This is a genomic window from Nocardia sp. NPDC005998 (genome assembly GCF_040614395.1).
Classification (GTDB): Bacteria; Actinomycetota; Actinomycetes; order Mycobacteriales; family Mycobacteriaceae; genus Nocardia.
The window spans coordinates 257,761-281,899 of sequence record NZ_JBEXUI010000004.1; the positions used below are offsets into that span (position 1 = coordinate 257,761).

General features: G+C 66.5%; 24 protein-coding genes. 17 read left to right on the plus strand and 7 right to left on the minus strand.

Annotated elements, in window-relative coordinates; all coding sequences use genetic code 11:
* Positions 1 to 55: 55 nt before the first annotated feature.
* The 3 genes from ABZ293_RS09590 to ABZ293_RS09600 all read right to left on the minus strand — a co-directional run bounded on the left by ABZ293_RS09590 (position 56) and on the right by ABZ293_RS09600 (position 2,751).
* Positions 56 to 583, minus strand: coding sequence for an NUDIX domain-containing protein (locus ABZ293_RS09590; RefSeq protein WP_355178970.1), 528 nt, complete (start codon positions 581 to 583; stop codon positions 56 to 58).
* Between the two features lie 19 nt (positions 584 to 602).
* The gene (locus tag ABZ293_RS09595; RefSeq protein WP_355178972.1) at positions 603 to 1,319 is read right to left on the minus strand and encodes a hypothetical protein; all 717 of its coding nucleotides are present in this window, start codon (positions 1,317 to 1,319) and stop codon (positions 603 to 605) included.
* Between the two features lie 220 nt (positions 1,320 to 1,539).
* Positions 1,540 to 2,751, minus strand: a complete 1,212-nt coding sequence (locus tag ABZ293_RS09600) for a DUF418 domain-containing protein (protein WP_355178974.1) — start codon at positions 2,749 to 2,751, stop codon at positions 1,540 to 1,542.
* Positions 2,752 to 2,889: 138 nt separating this feature from the next.
* Here ABZ293_RS09600 and dop point away from each other — a divergent pair, with 138 nt between their 5' ends.
* The 5 genes from dop to pafA all read left to right on the plus strand — a co-directional run bounded on the left by dop (position 2,890) and on the right by pafA (position 8,087).
* Positions 2,890 to 4,389, plus strand: coding sequence for a depupylase/deamidase Dop (gene dop / locus ABZ293_RS09605; RefSeq protein ID WP_355178976.1), 1,500 nt, complete (start codon positions 2,890 to 2,892; stop codon positions 4,387 to 4,389).
* Between the two features lie 315 nt (positions 4,390 to 4,704).
* Positions 4,705 to 4,899, plus strand: coding sequence for a ubiquitin-like protein Pup (locus tag ABZ293_RS09610; RefSeq protein ID WP_014351559.1), 195 nt, complete (start codon positions 4,705 to 4,707; stop codon positions 4,897 to 4,899).
* Positions 4,896 to 5,762, plus strand: a complete 867-nt coding sequence (gene prcB / locus ABZ293_RS09615; protein WP_355178978.1) for a proteasome subunit beta — start codon at positions 4,896 to 4,898, stop codon at positions 5,760 to 5,762. The genes ABZ293_RS09610 and prcB overlap by 4 nt, the downstream gene beginning before the upstream one ends.
* Positions 5,759 to 6,553, plus strand: coding sequence for a proteasome subunit alpha (prcA, locus tag ABZ293_RS09620; protein ID WP_354957975.1), 795 nt, complete (start codon positions 5,759 to 5,761; stop codon positions 6,551 to 6,553). The genes prcB and prcA overlap by 4 nt, the downstream gene beginning before the upstream one ends.
* Before the next feature lie 175 nt (positions 6,554 to 6,728).
* Positions 6,729 to 8,087: a Pup--protein ligase gene (gene pafA / locus ABZ293_RS09625; protein ID WP_354957974.1), complete on the plus strand. Its 1,359-nt coding sequence runs from the start codon at positions 6,729 to 6,731 to the stop codon at positions 8,085 to 8,087.
* A gap of 40 nt (positions 8,088 to 8,127) precedes the next feature.
* On the opposite strand, the gene ABZ293_RS09630 is transcribed toward pafA, so the two are convergent.
* Positions 8,128 to 8,424 carry an MTH1187 family thiamine-binding protein gene (locus ABZ293_RS09630; RefSeq protein WP_355178980.1) on the minus strand — a complete coding sequence of 99 codons (297 nt, stop codon included), beginning with the start codon at positions 8,422 to 8,424 and terminating at the stop codon, positions 8,128 to 8,130.
* Positions 8,425 to 8,512: 88 nt separating this feature from the next.
* On the opposite strand from ABZ293_RS09630, the gene ABZ293_RS09635 reads away from it, so the two are divergent.
* The 7 genes from ABZ293_RS09635 to ABZ293_RS09665 all read left to right on the plus strand — a co-directional run bounded on the left by ABZ293_RS09635 (position 8,513) and on the right by ABZ293_RS09665 (position 16,743).
* Positions 8,513 to 9,508, plus strand: coding sequence for a YafY family protein (locus ABZ293_RS09635; protein WP_355178982.1), 996 nt, complete (start codon positions 8,513 to 8,515; stop codon positions 9,506 to 9,508).
* Between the two features lie 79 nt (positions 9,509 to 9,587).
* On the plus strand, positions 9,588 to 10,574 hold the full coding sequence (locus ABZ293_RS09640) for a YafY family protein (RefSeq protein ID WP_355178984.1): 987 nt from the start codon (positions 9,588 to 9,590) through the stop codon (positions 10,572 to 10,574).
* A 30-nt stretch (positions 10,575 to 10,604) separates the two neighbouring features.
* Positions 10,605 to 11,639, plus strand: coding sequence for a 2-dehydropantoate 2-reductase (locus tag ABZ293_RS09645; RefSeq protein ID WP_355179128.1), 1,035 nt, complete (start codon positions 10,605 to 10,607; stop codon positions 11,637 to 11,639).
* 202 nt (positions 11,640 to 11,841) lie between these two features.
* Positions 11,842 to 12,114, plus strand: a complete 273-nt coding sequence (gene tatA, locus ABZ293_RS09650) for a Sec-independent protein translocase subunit TatA (RefSeq protein ID WP_354957970.1) — start codon at positions 11,842 to 11,844, stop codon at positions 12,112 to 12,114.
* Between the two features lie 103 nt (positions 12,115 to 12,217).
* Positions 12,218 to 13,171 (plus strand): twin-arginine translocase subunit TatC, encoded by a 954-nt coding sequence (tatC, locus tag ABZ293_RS09655; RefSeq protein ID WP_355178986.1) that lies wholly within the window; start codon positions 12,218 to 12,220, stop codon positions 13,169 to 13,171.
* Between the two features lie 2 nt (positions 13,172 to 13,173).
* Entirely contained in the window at positions 13,174 to 15,873 is a 2,700-nt protein-coding gene (locus ABZ293_RS09660; RefSeq protein ID WP_355178988.1) for an RNA helicase, read from the plus strand.
* 150 nt (positions 15,874 to 16,023) lie between these two features.
* Positions 16,024 to 16,743 (plus strand): DUF4333 domain-containing protein, encoded by a 720-nt coding sequence (locus ABZ293_RS09665; protein ID WP_355178990.1) that lies wholly within the window; start codon positions 16,024 to 16,026, stop codon positions 16,741 to 16,743.
* A 191-nt stretch (positions 16,744 to 16,934) separates the two neighbouring features.
* On the opposite strand, the gene ABZ293_RS09670 is transcribed toward ABZ293_RS09665, so the two are convergent.
* Positions 16,935 to 17,903, minus strand: coding sequence for a 5'-3' exonuclease (locus ABZ293_RS09670; protein ID WP_355178992.1), 969 nt, complete (start codon positions 17,901 to 17,903; stop codon positions 16,935 to 16,937).
* Positions 17,904 to 17,992: 89 nt separating this feature from the next.
* Between ABZ293_RS09670 and ABZ293_RS09675 the strand changes: the two genes are divergently transcribed.
* Positions 17,993 to 19,120 (plus strand): Xaa-Pro peptidase family protein, encoded by a 1,128-nt coding sequence (locus tag ABZ293_RS09675; RefSeq protein ID WP_355178994.1) that lies wholly within the window; start codon positions 17,993 to 17,995, stop codon positions 19,118 to 19,120.
* Between the two features lie 19 nt (positions 19,121 to 19,139).
* Here ABZ293_RS09675 and ABZ293_RS09680 read toward each other — a convergent pair whose 3' ends face one another.
* Positions 19,140 to 19,550 (minus strand): PPOX class F420-dependent oxidoreductase, encoded by a 411-nt coding sequence (locus tag ABZ293_RS09680; RefSeq protein ID WP_355178996.1) that lies wholly within the window; start codon positions 19,548 to 19,550, stop codon positions 19,140 to 19,142.
* A gap of 361 nt (positions 19,551 to 19,911) precedes the next feature.
* Between ABZ293_RS09680 and ABZ293_RS09685 the strand changes: the two genes are divergently transcribed.
* The 4 genes from ABZ293_RS09685 (at position 19,912) to ABZ293_RS09700 (ending at position 23,356) form a co-directional block, all read left to right on the plus strand.
* On the plus strand, positions 19,912 to 20,667 hold the full coding sequence (locus tag ABZ293_RS09685; RefSeq protein ID WP_355178998.1) for an SDR family NAD(P)-dependent oxidoreductase: 756 nt from the start codon (positions 19,912 to 19,914) through the stop codon (positions 20,665 to 20,667).
* A complete protein-coding gene (cbiE, locus tag ABZ293_RS09690) occupies positions 20,664 to 21,920 on the plus strand; it encodes a precorrin-6y C5,15-methyltransferase (decarboxylating) subunit CbiE (RefSeq protein WP_355179000.1) in 1,257 nt (418 codons plus the stop codon). Before ABZ293_RS09685 ends, cbiE begins: the two co-directional genes overlap by 4 nt.
* 99 nt (positions 21,921 to 22,019) lie before the next feature.
* Positions 22,020 to 22,610, plus strand: coding sequence for a hypothetical protein (locus tag ABZ293_RS09695; RefSeq protein ID WP_354961946.1), 591 nt, complete (start codon positions 22,020 to 22,022; stop codon positions 22,608 to 22,610).
* Positions 22,607 to 23,356: a cobalt-precorrin-6A reductase gene (locus ABZ293_RS09700; RefSeq protein WP_355179129.1), complete on the plus strand. Its 750-nt coding sequence runs from the start codon at positions 22,607 to 22,609 to the stop codon at positions 23,354 to 23,356. The genes ABZ293_RS09695 and ABZ293_RS09700 overlap by 4 nt, the downstream gene beginning before the upstream one ends.
* 165 nt (positions 23,357 to 23,521) lie before the next feature.
* Here the strand turns inward: ABZ293_RS09700 and ABZ293_RS09705 are convergent, their stop codons facing one another.
* The gene (locus ABZ293_RS09705; RefSeq protein WP_355179002.1) at positions 23,522 to 24,052 is read right to left on the minus strand and encodes a PadR family transcriptional regulator; all 531 of its coding nucleotides are present in this window, start codon (positions 24,050 to 24,052) and stop codon (positions 23,522 to 23,524) included.
* Positions 24,053 to 24,139 lie beyond the last annotated feature (87 nt).

Genomic DNA, 24,139 nt, shown 5'->3' on the forward strand with positions numbered 1-24,139 from the left:
CTGAATCGAAACGCCCCGTAGCGTTTTGTAAAATGGATGTCGCGCACCGAAGTGATCATGCCCGATGGAATTCGATTGCGAGGGCGATCAATTCGGCCATATGGTCGCCGTCGCTTCGGGACCGGCGCATTGCTTCATCGGGCGCGAATGTGCCGACCTCGAGAATGTTCTCCGCATCATCGGGATTGGTCGGCGCGGAATCCAGCACCACATCCGCCGTACACCACAGCCATGCCTTGTGCGGATGCGGTTGCCAAGGATAATGCGGCGCAGGGCGATCGGTGGTCGTGTGGTGGGCTCCGAACGGGCGCACCGGTCCGGTCGGGCGGGCACCGGCCTCCTCCATGAGTTCGCGGCGCACGCAGTCGTCGATCGATTCACCCGCTTCCCGGGTGCCGCCGGGCACGATCCAAATATCGCGATCGTCGCGGCACAGCACGATATCGGTGCCGACGAAGCAGATGACATGGATATTGGTGACGAGTTCGTCGGGCGGCAGATCGGTGGAGAACCGGACGTCCAGGCCGCCCCATTCCCAGCGGGTCGGCGTGTGCAGCAACGGATATCGGTCGGCCAGCGTCACACCGTCGACGCTAGTCCACTCACTCGGTTCCCGACTTGCCGATCTGGCAGTGGATGTGGTCGACGGAGCGGGTGTCGGGATGGTCGGGATGCCGGATGAAACTCGGATCGCCGATGGTGGAGATGGCGCACGCGGGATCGGGACTGTCGGAGCAGTCCTGCCATTCACTGGCCGCGAAATCGTAGACGCTGCGGAAGAAGTCGGCGACGAAGAGATCGCCGTCCGGGTCGCCGAGCGGACTCGCATCGGGTTCGTCGAGTCGATAGCGCATCTGGGTGCCGCCGGGCCAGCTGCCACCGGGTGTCACGGCGGTCTCGACCGTGCCCCAGTGCGACGCCACGGTGATCCTGCGCGATACATCACCGACCGGCATGGTGACCCCGGCGAAATCCATGGCGCGGCCCTGGCCGTGACAGTCGACGCGCGGGGTGCCGTCCGGATACCTTCCGCCGCCGTCCATCTCGAGCGCCGACAGCTCGGTGACGCCGAAGTTGGCGGCGAGGAAACGACAGAATCGCACCAGCGCCAACGCATTTCGCGGATCCAGGTGCTTGGGAGTGACCGGGGTGTTGCCGCGGCGGATGATCACCCCGGCGAGACCGCCGGGTTGGTGCCGCCCCGAGTGCGGGTCGAATCCGGCGAATCCGACCAGGGCCGGTGATCCGGGCCCGTCGAAGCGGATCAGGTCCTCACTGGCGAGTCGTTCGAGCTCGGCGAATGCGTGGTCCTTACTCATTGCTCGGGCCGGTTCCGACACGACGCACCTCCGATACAACTGAAATCGATACGCCGACCCAGTTTTGGTGACGCAGCGCCAGAATCCGGCACCCGCGCGAAAAGAACACGAGTAGTCCTGTACTCGTGTTCTTTCCGGCGCGCGCTCGGCCGCATGCGGCCGCCATTTTCCGGATTTCCGGTCCTCGAGCTGCGGCGTTATATATCAGCGCGGGGTTGACTCAGCGTTCACGGGCCAACGCTCGATAGCTCAGATTCCACATCCACTCGACCGGACCGCGCTCGAACCGGCGCAGCCACAGGTGCGCGGCGGTCACGATGATCAGCGCGACCGTCAGGTAGATACCCATCGTGAACGGCACCCTGGCATCGGCGGACACGTGCGCGGCCAGCCCGAAGCCCCAGCCGTAGCACAGGATCGAAGCGACGAGATTCTGCAGGATATAGCAGCTCAACGCGGTACGGCCGACCTCGGTGAGCCGCCTGCCGACGAATCCGACGCGCGGGCGGCGCAGGTAGAACTCGGCGACCGCCGCGAGCAGGCCGAAGGCGACGAACGGGGCGCTACCGTATCTGGTCAGCAACACCAGGTCACCGCCGCCGAGCACGCCGACCACCAGGTCGATCGGCGCGGCGATCGCGAATCCGATGATCATGAGTCGGCGGCGCAGGCGTGCGCCCTCCGGCCGGAACACTCCGGCCCGGAACAACCGCGCACCGGCGAGGAACAGCGCGATCGACATCGGGAAGATGAAGATCGGCTCGAAACGGAACATGCCCGCATGCTCCAGCCGGAACAGCACCAGATCCCAGAATGATCCGTCCGCATAGGGATTCGGGTCCAGCGCTTCACGTCGCGTCGAATCCTGCTGATCGGCAAGGGACATCGCGATCCCGATGAGGGTGAGCATTGCGATATGGAGGCCCGCCGCGATGACCAGCCAACGACGTTGCGCGCGTTCACTTGTCGCGAGGATGCAGGCAACGACAAGTCCGGTGACCGCATACCCCATCAGCACGTCGAACTCCGCGATGAAGACGAAGTTCAGCACACCGTCGAGGAACAGCAGTCCGGCCCGCCACGGATAGCTACCGGGCCACCGTCGCCCACCGCGCACCGCGGAACCCTGCTGGATGGCGAGGCCGATGCCGAACATGATGGTGAGCAATCCGAGGAATTTGCCCTGGGCCAGTTGCTGCAGCACCCGCTCTGCCCACATCCAGCCGGTTGCCGACCTGCCCAGTTCGTCGAGGTACCCGACCAGGCCCTCGGCATTGGTGAGGATCCAGATATTGGTGCCGAGCGTGCCCAGGATCGCGATGCCGCGCAGCACGTCCAGGGCGACCAGCCGCGCGGAGGCCGTCGGTGCGGCGGTGATCGGCTCGTCCGGCTTGCGCCCGCGTCCGGTGATTTCGACGATCGAATCGGTCATCCTCCGAATATCCGGGCCGCCGCGGCCTGCACGTATCCTTCGGAAGTACCACCCTCGGTATGACATTGCGGTCCACCGTCGATCGCCGATGCCGCCGGTCCCGACAAACGGCGAGCTGGCGTCGCCTAGGCTCGACGTATGCAGCGCATCATCGGCATCGAGGTCGAATACGGCATATCCACCCCCACCGAGCCGTCCGCCAACCCGATCCTGACCTCCACCCAAGCGGTTCTCGCCTATGCGGCCGCCGAGGGTGTGCCGCGCGCGAAGCGCACGCGCTGGGATTATGAGGTGGAGTCGCCGCTACGCGATGCCCGCGGTTTCGACCTGAGCCGGATGAACGGTCCGGCCCCCGTGATCGACGCCGACGAGGTCGGCGCGGCCAATATGATCCTCACCAACGGTGCCCGGCTCTACGTCGACCACGCCCACCCGGAGTACTCCGCGCCGGAGGTCACCGACCCGCTGGAGGCGGTCATCTGGGACAAAGCGGGCGAACGCGTCATGGAAGCGGCGGCCCGGCACGCCTCCAGCGTGCCCGGCGCGCCGCGGCTTCAGCTGTACAAGAACAATGTCGACGGCAAGGGCGCCTCCTACGGCACCCATGAGAACTACCTGATGAGCCGCGACACCCCGTTCAACCAGATCATCGTCGGCCTCACCCCGTTCTTCGTCTCCCGTCAGGTGATCTGCGGCTCCGGTCGGGTCGGCATCGGCCAGTCCGGTGACCACGCCGGATTCCAGCTGTCCCAGCGCGCCGACTACATCGAGGTCGAGGTCGGCCTGGAGACCACACTCAAGCGCGGCATCATCAATACCCGCGACGAACCGCACGCCGACGCGGACAAATACCGCCGCCTGCACGTCATCATCGGCGACGCCAACCTCGCCGAAATGTCGACCTACCTCAAGGTCGGCACCACCGCGCTGGTGCTCGACCTGATCGAAGCGGGCGAGGATCTGTCGGATCTGCAACTGGCCCGCCCGGTCACCGCGGTGCACCAGATCAGCCACGATCCGACCCTGCGCGCGACGGTGGCGCTCACCGACGGCCGGGAACTCACCGGACTCGCGTTGCAGCGCATCTACCTGGACCGGGTGGAGAAATTCGTGGCCCGCAGCGGCAACGATGACGAGCGGGTCAAGGACATCCTGGAGAACTGGGCCATGGTGCTCGACCTGCTCGAACGCGATCCGATGGAATGCGCCAACCTGCTCGACTGGCCCGCCAAACTGCGCCTGCTCGAGGGCATGCGCAAGCGTGAGGGCCTGAGCTGGGCCGCGCCCAAGCTGCACCTGATGGACCTGCAGTACTCCGATGTGCGCCTGGACAAGGGGCTCTACAACCGCCTGGTCGCGCGCGGGTCGATGAAGCGCCTGGTCAACGAACAGCAGGTCCTCGACGCGATGACCAAGCCGCCGACCGACACCCGCGCCTACTTCCGGGGCGAATGTCTGCGTCGATTCGGTGCCGATATCGCCGCCGCCAGCTGGGATTCTGTGATCTTCGACCTTGGTGGCGATTCTCTGGTGCGCATCCCGACCCTGGAACCGCGCCGCGGCACCAAGGCACACGTCGGCAAGCTGCTCGACGGGGTGCATACCGCCGCTGAGTTGGTCGAACAGCTCACCACCTAGCCCAGATGGGCGAATAAGCCCAGGTAGCAACGAGTATCGCGAACATACGCGGCACGGAGCGAGTTGTACGAGCGAGGGGTTCGCGGCCAGTCTCATGTCGGAGTTCTCGAAGCGCATGCGCCGCAGGCGCGAGTCTCGACGGCTCGGACGCGAGGCCAAGGGGCCGCGAACACGCCGCGCCCGCACGGGCGATAACAGAGCACAGTGTCGGTATGGCTGGGTAGTGTTGAGATACGGGCACGGACATTGCTCATGATCAGGGTCGTGCTCAGAATGGAGCCCTGGTCATGATGAGGACAGAGGAGGTCGGCTGCCATGGCACAAGAGCAGACCAAGCGCGCCGGGGGCGGCGACGAGGACGAGGGCCCGGAGGGCGTCGACGCCGCCGGTCAGGAGCGCCGCGAGAAACTGGCGGAGGACACCGACGACCTGCTCGATGAGATCGATGATGTGCTCGAGGAGAACGCGGAAGACTTCGTTCGCGCGTATGTGCAGAAGGGCGGCCAGTGACAGCAGGTGACCCCTTGCGTCTCCACCCGGGGCACGCCCTCTCGTCGTTCACCGAGCACCTGCGCATGCACGCACCGGAACTGTTGCCAGCCAACCGATTCGGCGCGATCGAGGGTGCCACCGGAATCTCCGGTGGCACCGCCGCGAAGGATCTGGCTCCGCATGGAACCACCATCGTGGCGGTCTCGTTCCGCGGCGGTGTGCTGATCGCCGGTGACCGGCGGGCCACCCAGGGAAACCTGTTGGCCAGCAGGGATATCGAGAAGGTCTACATCACCGACACCTATTCGGCGGCCGGTATCGCGGGCACCGCGGGTATGGCCATCGAGATGGTGCGGTTGTTCGCAGTGGAGTTGGAGTACTACGAGAAGATCGAGGGCGTCTCGCTGACCTTCGACGGCAAGGCCAACAAGCTGTCGAAGATGGTGCGCGACAACCTCCCTGCTGCACTCCAGGGTCTTGCGGTGGTTCCCGTGCTGGTCGGCTACGACCAGCACGCCACCGATCCGGATAAGGCGGGTCGCATCGTGTCCTACGACGTGGTCGGCGGGCGCAGCGAGGAGCGGTTCGGCTACACCGCGGTCGGCTCGGGTTCGATGTTCGCGAAATCGTCTTTGAAGAAGCTGTACGCCAAGGGAATCGATGAGGACCGCGCGTTGCGGATCGCCGTCGAATCGCTGTTCGACGCGGCCGACGACGATACCGCCACCGGCGGTCCGGATCTGGTGCGCGGCATCTACCCGACGGCGATCGTGATCAATGATGAGGGCGCCGATGAGGTGACCGAATCGCGGTTGGAGGAGATCACGCGGGCGATCGTCGCCGATCGCGAGGCCGCGGAAGAGGGGAGTGCCTCAGCATGACACTGCCGTATTACGCGTCGGCCGAACAGATCATGCGCGATAAGACCGAACTCGCGCGCAAGGGTATCGCCCGCGGTCGCAGTGTGATCGTGCTGACCTACGACAAGGGTGTGCTGTTCGTCGCGGAGAATCCGTCGGCAACGCTGCACAAGGTGAGTGAGCTGTACGACCGGGTCGGGTTCGCGGCCGTCGGCAAGTACAACGAGTTCGAGGCACTGCGCCGCGGCGGCATCCTGCAGGCCGACCTGAAGGGCTACCAGTACGACCGGCGCGATGTCACCGGTCGCGGACTGGCCAACGCCTACGCGCAAACTCTCGGCACGATCTTCACCGATCAACTCAAGCCCTACGAGGTCGAGATCTGCGTGGCCGAGGTGGGCTATCCGGAGCAGTCACCGGAATCGGTGCTGTACCGGATCACCTTCGACGGTTCGATCGTGGACGAGCGCGAATACGTGGTGATGGGCGGCACGACCGAGCCGATCCTGACCGCGTTGAAGGCGTCCTACAAGTCCGGCCTCGACCTGGCCAATGCCGTCGCCGTGGCGGTCAAGGCGCTACAGGCGGGAGTGCCCGAGGGCACCGCGGATAAGGACAAGCGCGTCCTGGGCGTGAGCTCACTCGAGGTCGCCACCCTGGAGCAGGCCCGGCCGCGGCGTGCCTTCCGGCGGGTTGCCGGTCCGACCTTGGAGCAGTTGCTGACCAGCGGTAAGTCGGGCAGTAAGGCCAAGGCGGCGGCAGCGACGGCCGCGGCCGAGGAGGAGTCGAAGGACGCTCCGAAGTCGGAGTAGTTCACCGGGTTCGTGCCACCGCGAAGGCCCTCTCGATTTATCGGGAGGGCCTTTGTCATGGGCGATGGTTTTCGGTTGAACGTTGCGCTCACGTGCGAAATTGTTGTGAAGACGTATGCATCGGGGTTGTCCGCAGCCCCACGCGAGTGCATGACATGGCTGTAATGTCGATAGTGTGCAGCGACGAATCATGGGGATCGAGACCGAATTCGGTGTGACGTGCACCTTCCACGGACACCGTCGGCTCAGCCCCGACGAGGTGGCCCGGTATTTGTTCCGCCGGGTAGTTTCCTGGGGCCGTAGCTCTAACGTGTTCCTCCGCAACGGTGCTCGGCTCTACCTCGATGTCGGGTCGCATCCGGAGTACGCCACCGCAGAGTGCGACAACTTGGCGCAGCTGGTCACCCACGACCGGGCCGGTGAGCGCGTGCTGGAGGAATTGCTGATCGACGCCGAGCAGCGCCTCGCGGAGGAAGGCATCGGCGGCGATATCTACCTGTTCAAAAACAACACGGACTCCGCGGGCAACTCCTACGGCTGCCACGAGAACTTCCTTGTTGTGCGTGCGGGGGAGTTCTCCCGCATTTCGGACGTATTGCTGCCGTTCCTGGTCACCCGCCAGCTGATCTGCGGCGCGGGCAAGGTGCTGCAGACGCCGAAGGCCGCCACCTTCTGCCTCTCGCAGCGCGCCGAGCACATCTGGGAGGGCGTCTCCTCGGCGACCACCCGCTCGCGGCCCATCATCAATACCCGCGACGAGCCGCACGCGGATGCGGAGAAGTACCGCCGCCTGCACGTCATCGTCGGCGATTCGAATATGTCCGAGACCACCACCATGCTCAAGGTCGGCACCGCGGCACTGGTGCTGGAGATGATCGAGGCGGGCGTCTCGTTCCGCGATTTCGCCCTGGACAATCCGATCCGCGCTATCCGCGAGGTCAGCCACGACCTGACCGGCCGTCGTCCGGTCCGGCTCGCCGGTGGACGGCAGGCCAGCGCACTCGAAATCCAGCGCGAGTACTACGCCCGCGCCGTCGAGCACCTGCGCAACCGGGACCGCGACCCGAATATCGACCAGGTCGTCGACCTGTGGGGCCGCACCCTGGACGCGGTCGAGGCACAGGACTTCGCCAAGGTCGATACCGAGGTGGACTGGGTGATCAAGCGCAAACTCTTCCAGCGCTACCAGGACCGCTACGGCATGGAGCTGTCCGACCCCAAGATCGCCCAGCTGGATCTGGCCTACCACGACATCAAGCGCGGTCGCGGCGTCTTCGACCTGCTGCAGCGCAAGGGCCTGGCCAAGCGCGTCACCGAGGACGATGCCGTCGACGCCGCCGTGGACACCCCACCGCAGACCACCCGCGCCAAACTCCGCGGTGACTTCATCACCGCGGCTCAGGAGGCGGGCCGCGATTTCACGGTCGACTGGGTGCACCTGAAGCTCAACGACCAAGCGCAGCGAACGGTGCTGTGCAAGGACCCGTTCCGCTCGGTCGACGAGCGGGTGGATCGCTTGATCGCCTCGATGTAGGCGGTTCGGCCGTACCCAGGTGGGGCCGGCACGGGCGCGGCTAGCCCTCCGCCAGATAGCGCTCGACGGTCTCCACCTTCGAGGTGATCGCGCCCGTGACACCCGGGCGGATATCGGCCTTGAGCACGAGACTGCAGCGCGGTGCCGCGGCGAGGATGGCATCGGTGGCGGACTTGACCACGGCCATCACCTCGTCCCATTCGCCCTCGATGGTGGTGAACATGGCGTCGGTGCGGTTCGGGAGGCCGCTGGCTCGCACCACTCGGACCGCTTCGGCGACGGCTCGGCCGACATCGACACCATCACCCAGTGGTGTCACAGAGAACGCGATGATCATGGGTCCATGATGGCGGCGCGGTAACCGGAATGGGGGGAATCGCGCGCCGACGCGCGGTCGTGGCGGCGGGCCGATTACCCTGTGTCGAGTGGCGATATCCAAGGTCGAGCGGCTGATGAATCTGGTCATCGCGCTGCTGTCGACCCGGCAATTCCTGACCGCGGAGCGGATTCGGGACAGCGTCGCGGGGTACGAGGATTCGGCCAGCGACGAAGCATTCAGTCGAATGTTCGAGCGGGATAAGAACGAACTGCGTGACCTGGGCATTCCCCTGGAGGTCGGGCAGGTGAGCCGATATTCGACAGTGGAGGGCTACCGGATCAACCGGGATGCCTATGAGCTGCCCGAGATCGATCTGACCAGTGAGGAAGCGGCGGCGGTCGCGGTCGCGGTGCAGATGTGGGAGTCGCCGGAACTGGCTGCCGCGGCCGAGGGCGCGCTGTTGAAATTGCGCGCGGCCGGGATTCATGTGGAGACCGATGCCGCGGTGGCGTCGGTGCCCGCGGTTCCAGCGCGCACCCGCGGATCGGATGCGGTGCTCGGCAAGCTGCTCGCCGCCATCGATGCCGGTCAGGCGGTGCGCTTCGAACATCGGGGTGCGATCAACGAGCCCTACGTCATGCGCGATGTCGAGCCCTGGGGCGTGGTGACCCATAACGGCCGCTGGTATCTGGTCGGGCACGACCGGAACCGGGAAGCGGTCCGCAGCTTCCGGCTATCGCGCATCGGCGACGATGTGACCGCCTATGGCCCGCCGAATGCGATCGGCAAGCCCGAGGGCGTCGACCTGCGGGAGATCGTCGGCACAGTCACCGGCAGCGCCCCGGTCAGTGGCACCGCGACGGTGTGGGTGGCCGATGGCCACGGACGCGAAATCCGCAGGCTCGGACCGATACTGGAGCAGCGGTCCATCGGCGACCGCACCGGTGTGGTCGTCGAACTCCCGATCCGATCCCGAGACTGGTTGGCGCGCTTGATCACCGGGCTCGGGCCCGACGCCGTGGTGCTGGCACCACCGGAACTGCGCGCGGATGTGGTCGAGCGCCTGCGTTCGGTGTTCGACCATACGGAGGTCACCGCATGAGCGAGTGCAGCGAGCCAACGATGAGCACAGCTGAGCATCCTTCGCTGATGACGGAGCCGAGCGCCGGCGAGGTGCAGTCATGAGTGAGCGCAGTCGGCTCTCGGTTCGGCTCTCGCGGCTGCTGAACATGATTCCGTACTTCATCGCCAATCCGGGCATCAGCGCCGCCGAGGCCGCGGCCGACCTGGGGGTTACGACCAAGCAGCTGATGAGCGATCTCAACCAGCTGTGGATGTGCGGTCTGCCCGGCTATGGTCCCGGCGATCTGATCGACCTGTCGTTCTCCGAGGAGAGTATCGAGGTCACCTTTTCGGCGGGTATCGACCGCCCGCTGCGCCTGACCTCCACCGAGGCGACCGCGCTACTGGTGGCGCTCCGGTCGATCGTGGATATGCCGGGCATGGTCGATCCGACCGCGGCGCATGCGGCGATCGCCAAACTCGAATCCGCCATTGTCGGCGGCAAGACCATCGATGACGCCGAATCCCGCGAGCAGCTGCCGCCGACCGAGGCACCGGCCGTTGCGACGGTGCGTTCCGCGCTGGCCCGCCAGCGCGCGCTGCGGCTGGTCTACTACTCGGCGAGTCGCGATGTGGTCTCCGAACGTGTCGTCGATCCCATTCGTATTGTCCTAGTGGACAACAACAGCTATTTGCAGGCCTGGTGCAGGCAGGCCGAGGGAGTGCGGCTGTTCCGTTTCGACCGGATCGAGGCGGCCACCGAACTCGATGAGCCCGCCCGCCCACCGAGCCATGCGACCGAAGAGTCCGCGGCACTCGACCTGTTCCAGGACGATCCCGCGGTTCCATTGGCGCGCTTGCGTATTCGCGGCGACTACGGCTGGGTGCTCGACCAGTATCCGATGCACCGGATGGCGGTGCATCCGGACGGCAGCATCGAGGCGACCATGCGTTTCGCGACCCTGGACTGGATGGCGCGGCTGTTGCTCGGCTTCGGTTCCGGTGTCACCGTGCTCGGTCCGCCGGAATTGATCGCCGCGGTACGTGAGCGCTCGAATGCCGCCCTTGCCGCCTATGAGGCGGCCGGTTTCCTGGAGACCAGATGAACGCACGGAGGCTGGATCGGCGTGAGTGACATGATGGTGCCCGCTCGGGTGCTGGTCCTCGGCGCCGGGAGCATCGGATCGTTCGTCGGCGGGAAGCTCGCGGCGGCCGGGGCCGATGTGACCTTCGTCGGTCGGCAGCGGGCAGTGGACGAGATCAGCGCGTCCGGGCTGCGGCTCACCGATCTGGACGGCGGCGATGTCTCGGTGGCCGGCGATGTGGTCCGGGTCGCGACCACCCCCGTGGATGTCGGATCCGCCGACTTGGTGCTGGTAACGGTGAAGTCGGCGGCGACCGCGACGGCTGTGCGCGATCTCGATGGCAAGATCCGTCCCGGCACTGTGGTGCTGAGCCTGCAGAACGGGATCGGCAACGATGCGGTGATCCGCGAGATCCTGCCCACCTGCGTGGTGCTGGCGGGCATGGTGATGTTCAATGTCGTGCACCAGGCCGAGGGCCGCTTCCATCGAGGCACCGACGGCGGGCTCGCGGTGGCGGACGATCCGGCGCTCGGCGCGTTCACCGACGTCTTCGCACGGGCCGGCCTGACGTTGCGTCGCCATCCGGACCTGCTACCGGTGCAATGGGCGAAGCTGCTGCTCAACCTCAACAACCCCATCAATGCACTGTCGGGTCGCCCCTTGCGGGAGGAGCTGGCCGACCGCGACTATCGCCGCTGCCTGGCGCTGACCCAGGGCGAGGCGCTCGCCGCGATGAAGCGGGCGCGCATTCGCCCGGCCCGGCTGACACCGCTGCCGCCGGAGTTGATGGCCCGGGTGCTCACCGTTCCGGACGCGATCTTCACCCGGGTCGCCGCCAAGGTCCTCGCCGTTGATCCGGAGGCCCGCTCGTCCATGGCCGATGACCTCGCGCTCGGGCGGAAGACCGAAATCTCCTGGTTGTGCGGGGAGATCGTGAGCCTCGGGGCGATGGTCGGACTGCCGACACCGGTGAACCAGCGCCTCATCGAACTGATCGTGGCCGCCGAACACGGCGACCGGCGCACCTGGACCGGACCGGAATTGCTGGATCAGCTGCGCGCTGCGGCGGACCCGAGGAACGCCTGATTTCGTGAGCACATGGGTAACTCGTCGGGTTCGCCCAGCACTGAGCGGACCATTCCATCGCCGGTCCGCGACGGTGCTGTCGAGGCACCTACGACCGGCAAAAGGCTCGGGGAGACGGGGGAGTAAACGCACATCAACGCCGGAGTTCCCCCATGTCATAGTCCGGTAGCATCAGAGCTACCACATTCTTTGGAGGTTAATTATGGGCAGTCTGAGCATCTGGCACTGGCTGATCATCGCCGCGGTCTTCGTGATGTTCTTCGGCGCGAAGCGTATGCCCGATGCTGCCCGTAGCCTGGGCCGCTCGCTGCGCATCTTCAAGAGCGAAGTCAGCCAGATGCAGAACGAGAGCAGCGCACAGGCGAGTGCAGCACCGGCCCAGCAACCGGCCGCGGAGCTTCCGCAGGCTCCGGTCGTCCAGCCGACGGTGACCCAGCCGCAAGCAGAGCCCCAGGCACAGCCGAAGTCGCTCTGAGCCAAGCGTTGCCGCCGGGGTGAGTGCGAACTCGCTCCGGGTGTAGTGCTGTTGCCCGCCGACCGCCGCGGGCACCTTCGACCCCAGGGGCCAACACACCACCATGCGAATCCCGTTCGATCCCCGGCGCAGTAAGCGCAGGACGAATCCCGACGGCACCATGTCGTTGGTCGAGCATCTGCAGGAGCTGCGTCGTCGGCTGCTGATTTCGATCGCCGCGGTCGTCGTCACCACGCTGTTCGGCTTCTTCTGGTATGCGCACACGATCTTCGGCATCGAAAGCCTCGGATCGGTGCTGACCGGACCGTACTGTTCGCTGCCCGCCTCGTCGCGGGCCGTGTTGACCGCCGACGGCGCCTGCCGCCTGTTGGCGACCGCGCCGTTCGAACAGTTCATGCTGCGGTTGAAGGTCGGCATGACCGCGGGTGTCGTGCTCGCCGCCCCGGTATGGCTGTATCAGATCTGGGCGTTCATCACGCCGGGCCTGTATGTGAAGGAACGCAAGTACGCGGTCGGGTTCGTCACCTCGGGCAGTGCGCTGTTCGTGACCGGTGCCGTACTGGCGTATTGGGTTGTCGCGCATGCGTTGAGCTTCCTGCTCAATATCGGCAACAATGCGCAGATCACGGCCCTGAGCGGTTCGCAGTACTTCAGCTTTATCATCAATCTGCTGGTGATCTTCGGTGTCAGCTTCGAAATCCCGCTGCTGGTAGTCGGATTGAACCTGGTCGGGGTGCTCAAGTACGAGAAGCTCGCCAAGTGGCGGCGCGGAATCGTGTTCGGGCTCTTCGTCTTTGCCGCGATCGTGACCCCGCAGGATCCGTTCTCGATGCTCGCGCTGGCCTTCGCGCTGACGGTGCTGTTCGAGGTCGCCATCCAGTTGTCCCGGATCAACGATCGGCGACGCGCGCGCCGGGAGGCCGAAGCCCTGGCGGCGCTCTCGGATGAGGAGGCCTCCTCGATCGCCGGACCCGAGCCGATCAGCGCGGCCGAGTCGATCATGGATCCGGCCGAGAAATCGGCGCGCCCCATGTCGGACTACTCCGATACCCTCTGACGGTGACATATCACCTGTCGCAGGCGGGCGAGCTGGCCAAGTTCTCCGCCGAGCTGACTTTCGGGTTGGACCCCTTCCAGCGCAATGCCTGTGTGGCCCTCGAGGGTGGGCACAGTGTACTGGTCTGTGCCCCGACCGGCGCGGGTAAGACCGTCGTCGGCGAATTTGCGGTGCACCTCGCGCTGGCCGCGGGCGGAAAGTGTTTCTACACCACACCGATCAAGGCGCTGTCGAATCAGAAGTTCGCCGATCTGACCGAGCGGCACGGACGCGACCAGGTCGGATTGCTCACCGGGGACCAGTCCATCAACCCGGACGCGCCGGTGGTCGTGATGACCACCGAGGTGCTGCGCAATATGCTCTACGCCTCCTCGGACGCGTTGCGCGGACTGTCGTATGTGGTGATGGATGAGGTGCACTACCTCGCCGACCGGTTCCGTGGCGCGGTGTGGGAGGAGGTCATCCTGCATCTGCCGCCGGATGTGCGGCTGGTCAGCCTGTCGGCGACGGTCAGCAATGCCGAGGAGTTCGGCGCGTGGATGGAGACCGTGCGCGGCGATACCGCGGTGGTGGTCGATGAGACCCGCCCGGTGCCGCTGTGGCAGCACGTGATGGTCGGGCGGCGGATGTTCGACCTGTTCGACACCAATTCCAGCGAGCAGAAGGTGCTCGTCGACGAGGATCTCGTCCGCTATATCCGCCATCGCGAGGCCGCCGACCGGATGAACGGCTGGGGCGGACCGCGCGGCGGTCGCGGCGGGAACCGCAGTTTCCGGCCGCTGCCACGGCCGGAGGTGCTGGCCAAACTGGATGAGGAAGGGCTGCTGCCCGCGATCACCTTCATCTTCAGCCGGGCCGGATGCGACGGTGCGCTCGCGCAGTGCCTGCGTTCGCGGCTGGATCTCAGCAGGGCGGACGAGGCCGAAGAGATCGACGCGATCATCGAGAAGCACACGGGGGATCTGCCCAAGGGTGATCTCGAGGTGCTCGGCTACTGGGAGTGGCGCGAAGCACTGCACCGCGGGCTGGCCGCGCATCACGCGGGCATGCTGCCCGCGTTCCGGCATACCGTCGAGGAACTGTTCGTGCGCGGTCTGGTGCGGGCCGTATTCGCTACCGAGACACTGGCATTGGGCATCAATATGCCCGCGCGCACGGTGGTGCTCGAGCGGTTGGTGAAGTTCAATGGCGAATCACACGCCGAGCTGACGCCGGGGGAGTACACCCAGCTCACGGGCCGCGCCGGGCGCCGTGGCATCGATGTCGAGGGCCATGCGGTGGTGCTGTGGCAGCCGGAGGTCGACACCAGTGCGGTCGCTGGTTTGGCCTCGACGCGGACTTATCCGCTGCGCAGTTCGTTCCGGCCCGGCTACAACATGTCCATCAACCTGATCGACCGGATGGGCGCAGACGAGTCGCGTGCACTGCTCGAACGGTCCTTTGCACAGTTCCAGGCGGACCGGTCGGTGGTGGGGCTGGTACGTGGCATCGAACGCAATGAAGGGCAGTTGCGCAAGTTGCGCGATCAGCTCGGCGGCGAGGACGGCGGCTTCCTGGAATACATTTCGCTGCGGGAGCGGATCAAGCAGCGGGAACGTCAGATCGAACAGCAGGGTCGCGCGGATCGGCGCGGTGCCGCGGTCGATGCGCTGGTATCGCTGCGGCGCGGGGATGTGGTGGCGATTCCGTCCGGGCGGCGAGCCGGGCTCGCGGTGATCCTGGAACCCGATGCCACGCCTGGAGATCCGCGGCCGTTGGTGCTCACCGAGGACAAATGGGCCGGGCGGGTGTCGGTCGCCGATTTCCCGGTGCCCGCGAAGACATTGGGGCATATGCGGTTGCCACGCAAGATCGATCACCGGACCGCGCGCACCCGGCGGGATCTGGCATCGGCATTGCGCAGCACCGGGATCTCGGCGCCGGGGCGGCAGCGGCGCGGCGATCGGTCGAAGGCGGGCGATGATCGCGAACTGTCGACGCTGCGACGCAGTCTGCGTTCGCATCCGGCGCACACCCGACCCGATCGCGAGCAGATGAGCCGGGTCGGCGAGCGCTACAACCGGCTGCTGCGCGAGACCGAGACGATGCGCCAGAAGGTTGCCGCGACCACCAATTCGCTGGCACGCACCTTCGATCGAATCCTCGGCCTGCTGGAGGAGCGTGGTTTCGTACACGAGGGCGAGGTGACCTCGGAAGGTCGCCGGTTGGCGCGGATCTACGCCGAAAGCGATCTGCTGGTCGCCGAATGCCTGCGGAAGGGACTCTGGCGCGGGCTCGGACCGGCCGAATTGGCCGCGGTGGTCTCCATCCTGGTGTACGAATCGCGCCAGGAGGGTGGATATCTCGGCGCCAGCGGGCCGACCGAGCCGATCCGGCGTGCGGTCGGTGCGACCGTCGGTGTGTGGAGCGAGTTGCGCTCCGATGAGGCGCGGCACAAGCTGCCGCCGACCCGCGAACCGGATCTCGGTTTTGTGACCGGCGTTTATAAATGGGCGCGTGGCGATGGGTTGGCCGATTCGTTGCTGGCCAGCGGTGATCAGAACACGCCACTGTCGGCGGGTGATTTCGTGCGGTGGTGCCGACAGGTGATCGATCTGCTCGATCAGATCCACGGGACCGCAGACGATGCGGAGATCGCGGCGACCGCGGCCAAGGCCGTCCGGGCGATCCGACGGGGTGTCGTAGCCGTGGACGCCGCGTAGCCGATTCGATTGTGATTTGATTTCTTTCGCGTACCGACCGTGGCGGAGGAGTCGGACAGGATCGCGCCTCATACCGGATTGGTCCTGTTGTGCGACGAGTCTCACGCGGGGGGCTACCGTGTGTATAACGATGCGAGTGGAGGCAACCAGATGAGCGGCCCGTACGGACCGAACGACGCCCCTGGTCCCAAGGAGGGACGCAACGATCCCACCCAGCAATGGGGCGGACAGCAGGCACCCGGTGCAGCCGGGCCTACTCAGCAGTGGGGTGCTACGCCCGCGGCGCAGCCGACCCAGCAGTGGGGGGATCCGAACGCGCAGCAGCAGCCTTGGGGTCAGCCGAACCCGCAGAGCCAGCCGAGTCAGCCGCAGTGGGGTCAGCCCCAGCCCAGTCAGCCGAGTCAGCCGCAGTGGGGCCAGCCTCAGCCCGGTCAGCCGAGTCAGCCGCAGTGGGGTCAGCAGCCGCCGCAGGACTGGTCGGCGCAGCAGGTCCAGCAGCCTTGGCAGCAGGGCCAGCAGCAGCCATGGCAGCAGCAGGCGCCGCAGCCCAGCAGTGGTGGCAAGAGCAAGGGCCTGTTCATCGGCCTAGGTGTGCTCGCGGTCGCCGTGATCGGTGCCATCGTGGTGCTGGTGCTCGTGCTGACCAGTAAGGACGAACTCGATCAGGCCGCCGTCCAGGATGGCGTCAAGAAGGTGCTCTCGGATTCCTACGGGATCCAGGATGTCGCCGATGTGTCCTGCCCGTCCGGTCAGCAGGTCAAGGTCGACGCGACGTTCACCTGTGATCTGAAGGTCAGCGGCGAGCAGAAGAAGGTCACCGTCAAGATCACCAAGGACGACGGCACCTACGAGGTCGGCCGCCCGAACTGACGGTTCGAGCCTGCGGCCGACAGGTTGGTGAGCGGGTGCCGGTGGGGCGGCCCCGCTGCTCAAACCCTTCAGTGGGCTCTGCTGAAGCACATGCCGTAAGTGCCTCGCACAAGCTGCAACTCTGCGAGGTCGTTACCGGGCATGTGAGGCCGTAATTCTTATGTGTGACCACCGGTGCGGTGGCCTGGCGGTCACGCCGAGCGCGCGGCGGTCAGTGCCGTGATCAGCCGAGTTATCGGGCTTTCGGCGTTGTAGGCGGTGGCCAGTTCGCGCAGGCGATCCGGGTCGGCGGGGGTAGTGGGGAGAGTGTCGGGGCGGGACAGTTCCACATCGGCGTCGCGGACCACGCGGGTGACCGGCGCGGCGGCCTTCAGATAGGCCTCGGCGGCTCGTAATTTGGCGCGGACGCCCTGGGCCAGGTCAGCGGAGGGATCCGCGACGGCGGCGGTGAGCGCATCGAGCGAGCCGAATCGGCAGATCAGCGTCGCGGCGGACTTCTCACCGATACCGGCCACGCCCGGCAGACCGTCGGAGGAGTCGCCACGCAGGGTCGCCATATCCGCGTAGGCCGGGCCCGCATTCTCCAGTGGCACACCGTATCTCGCGGATACCTCGGCGGGGCCGAACAGTTCGGCCTTGGCCAGGCCGCGTCCGGCGTAGAGCACGCGGACCGGGGGCGCCGGTTCATCGCGGACGAGCTGGAGCAGATCGCGGTCCCCGCTGACGACCACCACGGGATCGGTGCGCTCGCGGGTGGCCAGGGTGCCGAGCACGTCATCGGCCTCCAGACCGGCCGCGCCGCCGGTGGCGATCCCGGCCGCGGCGAGGACGTCGAGGATCATCTCGACCTGTGGGGTCAGTGTGTCCGGCACATCCTCGGCGCCGGGTGCGGCATCGGCCGCTGTATCGAGGCGGTGGGTTTTGTAGGTCGGCACCAGCGCTACCCGAAAGGCGGGTCGCCATTCCAGATCCAGGCATACGACCACCCTGCTCGGCCTGTGCTTGGTGATCAGCGAGGCCACCATGTCGGTGAAGCCGCGCAGCGCATTCACCGAGCGGCCGTCGGGTGCGGTGATCTTCTCCGGAATCGCGTGGAATGCGCGGAACCACAGGCTCGCGCCGTCGAGCAACAGTAGGGGCCCACCGGACGTAGCGTTCACGCCGCTGAGGCTACCTGCCCGATCCGACAACCCTGATGCGATCGGCGTTCGCGTCCGGCGTAATCGGGGTGGCGGGTAACGTCGGCAGTATGAGCTCGCACACGGAATCCCGATTCGCGGCGGATGTCTATGGTGATCGTCTCGAGCGGGCGGTGCAGTTGATGCGCTCCGCCCATCTGGATGCCTTATTGATCACGCCGGGCCCGGATCTGCGTTACCTGATCGGCTCGGCGGCGGAATCCTTCGAGCGGCTGACCTGTCTGGTGATCCCGGCCGACGGCGCCACTCCGGCGGTGGTGATCCCGAAGCTCGAGTTGGCCTCGCTGGAGGGTTCGGCCGCGGGTGATCTCGGTCTGCAGGTGCTGGATTGGGTCGACGGCGTCGATCCGTACCAGCTGGTGAAGTCGGCGCTGCACGTCGGATCCCGGGTCGCGGTCACCGATGTCATGCCCGCGCTGCATCTGCTGCCATTGGCCGAATCCGTCAGCGGCCTGCCGGTTTCGGCCACCCCGGTGCTGCGGGAATTGCGAATGATCAAGGATCAGGCCGAGATCGAGGCATTGCGCCGCGCGGGTGCGGCCATCGACCGGGTGCACGCGCGGATGGGCGAATTCCTGCGGGTCGGGCGCACCGAGGCCGAGGTCGGCGCCGATATCGCGGCCGCGATCGTCGAGGAGGGGCATACCGAAGCGGCCTTCGTCATCGTCGGCAGTGGACCGCACGGCGCGGATCCGCACCACGGCGTTTCCGACCGGCGCATCGAATCCGGTGACGTGGTCGTCATCGATATCGGCGGCCCCGTCGAACCCGGCTACTACTCGGACTCGACCCGCACCTACGTCCTCGGCGAGCCCGGGTCCACCGTGGCCGCGCAATTTGCCGAACTGGAACGCGCCCACGCCGCCGCCGTTGCGGCCGTTCGTCCCGGCGTCACCGCGGAGTCGGTGGACGCCGCCGCTCGAAACGTGTTGACCGAGGCCGGTCTCGGATCCGCCTTCGTCCATCGCACCGGCCACGGCATCGGACTCTCGGTCCACGAGGAGCCCTACATCGTGGTAGGCAACACCCTGCCCCTGCAACCCGGTATGGCCTTCAGCATCGAACCCGGCATCTACTTCCGCGGCGACTGGGGTGCGCGCATCGAGGACATCGTGGTGGTCACCGAAGACGGCTGCGAGTCGATGAACCAGCGGCCGCGCGGGTTGACCGTGCTCTGAGAGTTCTGCCGGAGTCGATTCAGGCTGGCGCGTGCGCGAGGGTGCTGCTCGAGAGTACGCGCTGGACTTGAATGGCGATGACGACGCGGGTCGGGTTCTCGCGGGGCACCCGATACCGGCCCGCGTACCGGTCGACCGCCTCGCTGACGTTGTCCGGATCGTCGAGCACGGTGGCCGGTCCTTCCAGGGTGAGCCAACGGATCCCATCCACCTGGCTCACCGCCGCATACCCGGAGCGCCGCACATTGCGCACCTTCACCGACCCGTCATTGGTGATCACGCGCGCGATCCCCGCCTCCGCATCCCAGGTGAACCCCACCGCCACCACATGCGGCGTCCCATCGGCGCGCAGCGTGGTCAAGGTGGCAAGATGCCGCTCGGCAACGAACTCGAGCGCGGCAGGGGACAACTGTGCAGTGCTGATCGGCATCCCCCGACAGTAGCGGTGCCCCAGTCGCCTGCCCACAGCCAATGCCGTGCCAGCACAAGCCGTCAATCAACGGCCGCACTCTTTGTTGGGCTCCGCACCCATTACGCGCACCCACGAGGCGCGCGGACCTCGGCGCGGGGTGCGAATGGACCCCGGAGGAGTCGTTCGGCCGGGTTCGCGCCGAAAGTGCTGCGTTTGGGCGACAGCGCTTGGTCCGAGCGCGTGGCGCCGCGAGGATGGTGTGGGCCAGTGTGCCGCGAGGGCGGTGCAACAGCGAGGGGGTGTGCGGAGCGGGCTGGACCCAGGACTGAGGACTGTGGGTCGGTCGGGGTGGGCGGGGGTGGGGTGAAAGACTGGGGGAATGGGATTGCGTGGGATTGCCGACGGGGCGGTGGTGGTGCTCGGGGGGCGCAGTGAGATCGGGCTCGAGGTGGCGCGGCGGCTGGCGCCGGGGCGGGTGGTGGTGTTGGCGGCGCGGCGCAGTGGGGAGTTGGTCGAGGAGAGCGCGGCGATTGCGGCGGCGGGGGCGCGGGCGGTGCATGCCGTCGAGTTCGATGCCGACGATACGGCGAGTCATCCGGCGCTGCTGGAGAAGATCGCGACGGAGTACGGCGGGATCGACGTTGCGGTGGTCGCATTCGGGGTGCTCGGTGATCAGGCACGCGCCGAACGTGATCCGGCACATGCGATCGCGGTGGTGCACACCGACTACGTCGCGCAGATCAGTGTGCTCACCATTCTCGCGAATCTGCTTCGTGCGCAGGGCAGTGGACAGATCGTCGTCTTCAGTTCGTTCGCTGGAGCGCGGGTGCGGCGCGCCAACTATGTCTATGGTTCGGCGAAGGCGGGGCTCGACGGTTTCGCCAGCGGTCTCGCGGATGCGTTGCACGGCAGCGGTGTTCACCTGCTGCTGCTCCGCTGCGGTTTCGTCATCGGCCGGATGACCGAGGGCATGGAATCGGCCCCGATGTCGAGTACTCCTGACCAAGTGGCGGACGCGGTCGTGCGCGGCCTACGCCGTGGCGCAGGCCGCGTCTGGGTCCCCGGCATCCTGCGACCGTTCATCTTCGCAATCCGGCTACTGCCCCAACCCATCTGGCGCCGGATGCCCCGGTGAACGGCGCACAAAATATCGCGGACCGGGATGGACCACCGATCTCAGTTGTCGGGATCGGCGCCGATGGCTGGTCCGGGCTCGGATCGGTTGCACGGGAGGCGATCTCGGGAGCCGAGGTGGTATTCGGGTCGGCGCGCCAGTTGGAGTTGCTGCCGGAGACCATTACTGCGGACACACGGGAGTGGCCTTCGCCTTTGCTGCCCGCGCTGCCCGCGTTGTTCGATGGCCACGCGGGACGGCAGCTGTGCGTGCTGGCCAGCGGGGATCCGATGTTCTATGGCATCGGGGTGACATTGGCGCGGCTGTTCGGGGCGCAGCGGCTGCGGGTGTTTCCGCAGGCGTCATCGGCATCGCTGGCCTGTGCGCGGCTGGGGTGGGCGCTGGCGGAGGTGCCGGTGGTCAGTGTGGTCGGGCGGCCGGTGGAGACGGTATTGCCCGAGTTGGCGGATCGACGGCGCATCCTGGTGTTGAGTGCCGACGAGCAGACCCCAGGACGGATCGCGGAACTGTTGCGGGGCAATGGTTTCGGGGAATCGACGCTGACCGTGCTCGAACAGTTGGGCGGTCCGCGCGAACGGGTGGTGCGCGATCGCGCGGCAACGTGGGAGCTTGCGGCGGGTGATCCGCTCAATATCGTCGCGATCGACTGCGTCGCCGATCCGAAATACCCGCGGGCCACCCGCGTGCCCGGCCTACCGGACGAGCTGTACGGCGGCGATGGTCAGCTCACCAAGTCCGAGGTCAGAGCATTGACGCTGGCCGCGCTGGCGCCCGCGCCCGGGGAATTGCTGTGGGATGTCGGCGGAGGTTCGGGCAGCATCGCGATCGAATGGTGCCGCACCCATCCGAGCTGTCGGGCGGTCACCTTCGAGCGACTCGAACACAGGCGGCGGCAGATCGCCGACAATGCCGCCGCCCTGGGTGTTCCGCACGTCGGTGTGCGCGCAGAGGTGCTCACCGAGGTAGGAAAATCTACCGAATTCGCGCCTCCTGATGCCATTTTTGTCGGCGGCGGCCTCACTCGAGATGGCGTACTCGAGACATGCTGGTCCCATCTACGCCAGGGCGGTCGCTTGGTGGCGAATGCGGTCACCGCGGAATCCGAAGCGCTGCTGCTGAACTGGTCCGCCGCGCACGGCGGTGAACTGCGGAAGTTTCAGATCTACCGGGCCGAAGCCCTCGGCAGGTTCACGACCTGGCGGCCGCAGCTGCCCGTCACGCAGTGCGTCGTCGTGAAAGGCGGCTCGTTCTGAAAACCTCACTTGGTAGGTGAAACGGACTCCATCCGGCGGTAGGGTCGGTGCCCGAGATCCGGACGTTATCGCCGGGTCCGTGTCCTATTGGGGAGATTTATGAAGTACAAGAAGTTTGCCGCCACCGCGATGATGGCCGTTGCCGCCACCGGTATTGCGGCGGGTACGTCCGGCGCTGCTCCGGCGGCACCCGCTCCGGCCGTGCAGAACCAGGCCGCGCCCGCGGTACAGGGCGAGGACCATGGCGTGAACTATGCGGTGCAGTTGGTCGACAAGTCGATCGTCGCGGCCGTCACCGGCGGTGCGTTCAGTCTCGACGCCGACCAGAAGTACGTCACGGTGAAGAACACCGAGGGCGCGGTCGTCACCTCGATCCCGCTGCAGGCGAAGGTCGGTGACCAGCTGATCCCGATCGCCGCCACCATCGACCCGTCGGCCCAGAAGCTGACGCTGACCCCCGATGTCAAGCCGACCGCTGCCGCGGCAACGGCCTCCGCCGAGGCCATCTCCTCGCAGGAGTGGTTCTTCAGCGAACTGCAGCGCGCGTCGCTCGGTGCGGTCATCGGCGGCATTATCGGTTTCTTCTTCTTCGGCATCGGTCTGCCGGTGGGCGCGCTCATCGGCCTGCTCATCGCGGGCGGCCCGAACCTGATCAACGCGGGCATCGCCTATTTCAGCGGGCAACCCTGAAAACTCTGATTCTGGGTGGTACCGGGGAAGCCAGGGAACTCGCCCACATCGCTTCCGGCGAGCGAGGATTCGAGATCGTTTCCTCGCTCGCCGGTCGTGTTCGTGATCCGCTGCTGCCGGAGGGGCCGGTGCGGATCGGCGGCTTCGGCGGAGTCGATGGTTTACGGAAGTGGTTGGTGGCCAACGAGATCGCGGTCATCATCGATGCCACACATCCGTTCGCGAGCACGATCAGCACGAATGCGGCCAGTGCCGCAACGGATCTCGGCCTGCCGCTACTGCATGTGCGGCGGCCCGGATGGCGCGAACAGTCCGGCGATCGGTGGCACCGGGTGCCCGACCTCGACGCGGCCGCGCAGGCGGTTTCCGGACTGGGGGAGCGCGTCTTCCTGACAATCGGCCGCCAGGGCGTCGCGGCCTTCGCGGGGTTGACGGACCGGTGGTTCCTGATTCGCGCTATCGACCCGCCCGCCGGCGCACTGCCGCCGCAACATGAATTACTCCTCGCACGTGGGCCTTTCTCACCCGCGGATGAGTTGCGCCTGCTCATCCAGTACCGGATCGATCTGCTGGTCACCAAGGACAGCGGCGGCGATCAGACCGGCGCCAAACTCGCCGCCGCTCGCTCGGCGGGCATTCCCGTCGTCGTCGTGGACCGACCCGAGTTGCCGGCCGCGGCGATTGTCGCCGAGACGGTCTCGGAGGCGTGGAAATGGTTGCGGGATATCGCATCCGGTCGTTCGTAATCGACTCGATCCGCTGATGTGAAGCCGGAGCCCTTCCCGTTCTTGTGTGCACGGCACAGTGCGACGGTTGCGGTGATCGCCGAGGCCGCGCCGCCGTGGTTGTCGCGACATGTCCAGGGGGTCGGTTTCAGCGTGCAGTCCCGTAGCAGCCTGCGGGGGCTCTGCTCACCGGCCGAGGAGTTCTGGCAGCTTGTCGAACCAGGCCAGCACTGTGCGCTCATAGCCGATGCCGAATTCGAGGGTGGCACGTTGGTAGGGGGACATGCCGGTGTGCTCGTCGGCGAGATAGTGGTCCAGACGCTGCTGGTGAATCTCCTTGTTGGCGGCGATGATTCGATCGAGGTGATCGGGATCGACGTGCTTGCCGAACGATAGGGTCAGTAGCAGCGGCACGCGAATGGTCTCCGCACCCGGATCGCGAGCCACCCACTCGAGGAACGCTTCGCGCCCCGCGTCGGTGATCTGATACGGCGTGCGGTCGCGCGCGCCGATCGTACCCTTTTCGACGAGTCCGGCCGCGTCCATGGTGGCCAGCTCTCGATAGACCTGGCTTTGGGTAATGGTCCAGAAGTCGCCGATGCGATCCTGGGCCTCGGTCACCAAATCCCAGCCCGACATCGGACCGTCGTGCAGAAATCCGAGCAGCGACGCCGCCGTGGAGTTCAGCGATTTGCGTTGTGTCGAGGTGTTCGCCAACAGACTGCTCCTTCCCTTAACGTTCCATAGTGGAATGTTATACGACGCGTGCCGCCGGGCCCTGCATCGGCTCCCATGTCGCGTCGC

Excerpts from the sequence above, each read along its gene's own strand:
- ABZ293_RS09595 (WP_355178972.1), bottom strand. The coding sequence starts at position 1,319 with ATGAGTAAGGACCACGCATTCGCCGAGCTCGAACGACTCGCCAGTGAG.
- ABZ293_RS09600 (WP_355178974.1), bottom strand. The coding sequence starts at position 2,751 with ATGACCGATTCGATCGTCGAAATCACCGGACGCGGGCGCAAGCCGGAC.
- dop (WP_355178976.1), top strand. The coding sequence starts at position 2,890 with ATGCAGCGCATCATCGGCATCGAGGTCGAATACGGCATATCCACCCCC.
- ABZ293_RS09610 (WP_014351559.1), top strand. The coding sequence starts at position 4,705 with ATGGCACAAGAGCAGACCAAGCGCGCCGGGGGCGGCGACGAGGACGAG.
- prcA (WP_354957975.1), top strand. The coding sequence starts at position 5,759 with ATGACACTGCCGTATTACGCGTCGGCCGAACAGATCATGCGCGATAAG.
- ABZ293_RS09630 (WP_355178980.1), bottom strand. The coding sequence starts at position 8,424 with ATGATCATCGCGTTCTCTGTGACACCACTGGGTGATGGTGTCGATGTC.
- ABZ293_RS09640 (WP_355178984.1), top strand. The coding sequence starts at position 9,588 with ATGAGTGAGCGCAGTCGGCTCTCGGTTCGGCTCTCGCGGCTGCTGAAC.
- ABZ293_RS09645 (WP_355179128.1), top strand. The coding sequence starts at position 10,605 with ATGATGGTGCCCGCTCGGGTGCTGGTCCTCGGCGCCGGGAGCATCGGA.
- tatA (WP_354957970.1), top strand. The coding sequence starts at position 11,842 with ATGGGCAGTCTGAGCATCTGGCACTGGCTGATCATCGCCGCGGTCTTC.
- tatC (WP_355178986.1), top strand. The coding sequence starts at position 12,218 with ATGCGAATCCCGTTCGATCCCCGGCGCAGTAAGCGCAGGACGAATCCC.
- ABZ293_RS09665 (WP_355178990.1), top strand. The coding sequence starts at position 16,024 with ATGAGCGGCCCGTACGGACCGAACGACGCCCCTGGTCCCAAGGAGGGA.
- ABZ293_RS09675 (WP_355178994.1), top strand. The coding sequence starts at position 17,993 with ATGAGCTCGCACACGGAATCCCGATTCGCGGCGGATGTCTATGGTGAT.
- ABZ293_RS09680 (WP_355178996.1), bottom strand. The coding sequence starts at position 19,550 with ATGCCGATCAGCACTGCACAGTTGTCCCCTGCCGCGCTCGAGTTCGTT.
- ABZ293_RS09685 (WP_355178998.1), top strand. The coding sequence starts at position 19,912 with ATGGGATTGCGTGGGATTGCCGACGGGGCGGTGGTGGTGCTCGGGGGG.
- ABZ293_RS09695 (WP_354961946.1), top strand. The coding sequence starts at position 22,020 with ATGAAGTACAAGAAGTTTGCCGCCACCGCGATGATGGCCGTTGCCGCC.